The organism is Arenimonas malthae CC-JY-1 (assembly GCF_000747075.1).
GTDB lineage: Bacteria > Pseudomonadota > Gammaproteobacteria > Xanthomonadales > Xanthomonadaceae > Arenimonas > Arenimonas malthae.
Genome location: NZ_AVCH01000074.1, coordinates 1 through 2,344 on the forward strand (window position 1 = coordinate 1; position 2,344 = coordinate 2,344).

Annotated in this window: 4 protein-coding genes; all 4 read right to left on the bottom strand. The window is 72.2% G+C overall.

What is annotated here, in order from left to right; all coding sequences use genetic code 11:
• Window positions 1–418, bottom strand: a 418-nt coding sequence (locus N790_RS04530; protein ID WP_425388022.1) for a pyridoxal-phosphate dependent enzyme, incomplete at its 3' end; no start/stop codon positions are given.
• A 1-nt stretch (window position 419) separates the two neighbouring features.
• Window positions 420–1,055 (bottom strand): phosphoribosylanthranilate isomerase, encoded by a 636-nt coding sequence (locus tag N790_RS04535; protein ID WP_043801333.1) that lies wholly within the window; start codon window positions 1,053–1,055, stop codon window positions 420–422.
• Between the two features lie 52 nt (window positions 1,056–1,107).
• A complete protein-coding gene (truA, locus tag N790_RS04540; protein ID WP_043801336.1) occupies window positions 1,108–1,875 on the bottom strand; it encodes a tRNA pseudouridine(38-40) synthase TruA in 768 nt (255 codons plus the stop codon).
• A gap of 5 nt (window positions 1,876–1,880) precedes the next feature.
• A partial coding sequence (locus N790_RS04545; protein ID WP_281174831.1) for a FimV/HubP family polar landmark protein occupies window positions 1,881–2,344 on the bottom strand: 464 nt, incomplete at its 5' end.

Below are 2,344 nucleotides of genomic sequence, written 5' to 3' on the forward strand. Positions count from 1 at the left end.
GGCCCAGCCGCGCGGCCACGGTGGCGCTGGCCACGCCGTGCTGGCCGGCGCCGGTCTCGGCGATGATGCGGGTCTTGCCCATGCGCCTGGCCAGCATGGCCTGGCCGATGGTGTTGTTGATCTTGTGCGCGCCGGTGTGGTTCAGGTCCTCGCGCTTGAGCAGGATGCGCGCGCCGCCCACCTTCTCCGACAGCCGCTTCGCCTCGTAGATCGGGCTGGGGCGGCCGACGTAATGCTTGTAGTCGTGCTCGAGCTCGGCGATGAACTCGGGGTCCTTGCGGTAGCGCTCGTAGGCCGCCTCGAGCTCGCGCAGCGGCTCGATCAGGGTTTCGGAGACGAACACGCCGCCGTAGCGGCCGAAGTGGCCCGCGGCATCGGGCCAGGCGCCGAAATCGGCGATCTCCGACGCCGGCGGGATCTCACTCTGGGGCACTGCGGTCTGCACGTCTCACCTCGTCCACGAAGGATTGCATGCGCCCACCGTCCTTCAGGCCGGGGGCGCCCTCGATACCACTCGACACATCCACGGCGTAGGGGCGCACGATGCGCACCGCCTCGGCCACGTTGGCCGGCGCCAGCCCGCCGGCCAGGAACAGCGGCCGGCCGAGCGAAGGCACCTGGGTCCAGTCGAAACGCTCGCCGCGCCCGCCGGGCTGGCCCGGGGCGTGTCCGTCGAGCAGGAAGGCACTGGCGGAAGGGTAGCGCTTCCGCGCCGTCGCCGCATCGCTGGCGCCGCCGCCCATCGCCACCGTCTTGATGAAGGGGACGCCGAAGCTGCGGCAGAAGGCCTCGCTCTCGCTGCCATGGAACTGCAGCAGGTCGGGCTTGAGCCGGCGCACCACGGCTTCCACCTCGCTGCCGGGGTTGTCCATGAACAGCGCCACGGCGTCCACCAGCGGCGGCACCGCCGAGCGCAGGCTGGCGCCCTGGTCGGGCGTGAGGCAGCGCGGGCTGCCGGCGGCGAAGACCAGGCCGATGGCGTCCACGCCCAGCTCGACGGCGAGGCGGACGTCGCCGGGTCGGGTCAGCCCGCAGAATTTGATCCGGGTGCGCATGGGGGGATTGTAGGCGCGATGCGTGTCGGCGCCGTGCACGCCGGGTCAAGCTTCAGAGACAGACTTCGTCGGGCAGGCCCCATTCCCGGGGATATCGCGGCCCCACGAACACCAAACCGTTCGAAGGCGCGGTCGGGCCCGCCACGGTACGGTCGCGGCCCGCCAGCAGTTCGCCGATCCAGGCTTCGGGGTGTTCGCCCCGCCCCACCAGCAGCAGGCTGCCGACGAAGTTGCGCACCATGTGGTGCAGGAAGGCGTTGGCCTGCACCTCGATCACCACGCGCTCGCCCTCGCGGCGCACGGAGATTTCGTGCACGTTGCGGCGCGGATGCTTGGCCTGGCAGTGCACGGTGCGGAAGGCGCTGAAGTCGTGCTCCCCCACCAGTACCTGGGCCGCGCGGTGCATGGCAGCGGCGTCGAGCGGGTGGCGTTCCCAGGTGAGGTACTCGCGCTGGATGGCCGGGCGCACGCGTCGGTTGAGCACGGTGTAGCAATAGCGGCGGGCGCGGGCCGAATAACGCGCATGGAAGTCGTCGGGCACCGGCTGGCACCACAGCAGCGCCACGCCCTTGGGCAGGCGGCTGTTGCCACCCTGCTGCAGCGCGAACGGCGTGCGCGCGGCGTCGGTGTCGAAATGCGCCACCTGGCAGCGTGCGTGCACGCCGCTGTCGGTGCGGCCGGCGCAGACCACCTCGAGCGGGTGGTCCACCACGAAGCCCAGGGCCTGTTCGACCGCGGCCTGCACGGTCGCCCCCTCGGCCAGGCGCTGCCAGCCGAGGAAACCGCTGCCGTCGTATTCGATGCCGATCGCGTACCGCAAGGGGTTCAGCCGATCTCCCGCAGCAGGCGTTCGGCCTCGGCGCGGCTGGCCGGGCCGGCCTCGGCGACGACTTCCTCGAGCATGCCGCGGGCGCCGTCGACGTCGCCGATCTCGAGGTAGGCCTTGGCCAGCTCGATCTTGGTGGCGCTGGCGTCGTCGTCGAGCGGCGCCGCGTCGGCTTCGGTCTCGAAGCTCAGCGGCGCTTCGCCGCCAAGGTCTTCGAGGCTGAGTTCGCCGGTGGCCCCGGCGTCGGTGTCGGCGACGAAGTCGAAGGAAGGCTCGGCCTCCGGTTCGGGCGGCTTGGCCAGAGCCGGCGCCGGGGCCGTCGGCGCGGCGGCGGCGCCGCGGGCCAGGCGGTCCCAGTCCTCGTCGTGTTCGTCGTGCGCAGCGGGCGGCGCGATCTCGATGTTGGCGAGGTCGTCGAGGTCGTCGGCCGGCGGCGGAACCACCGCGGCCGGGGCCGCCGGGG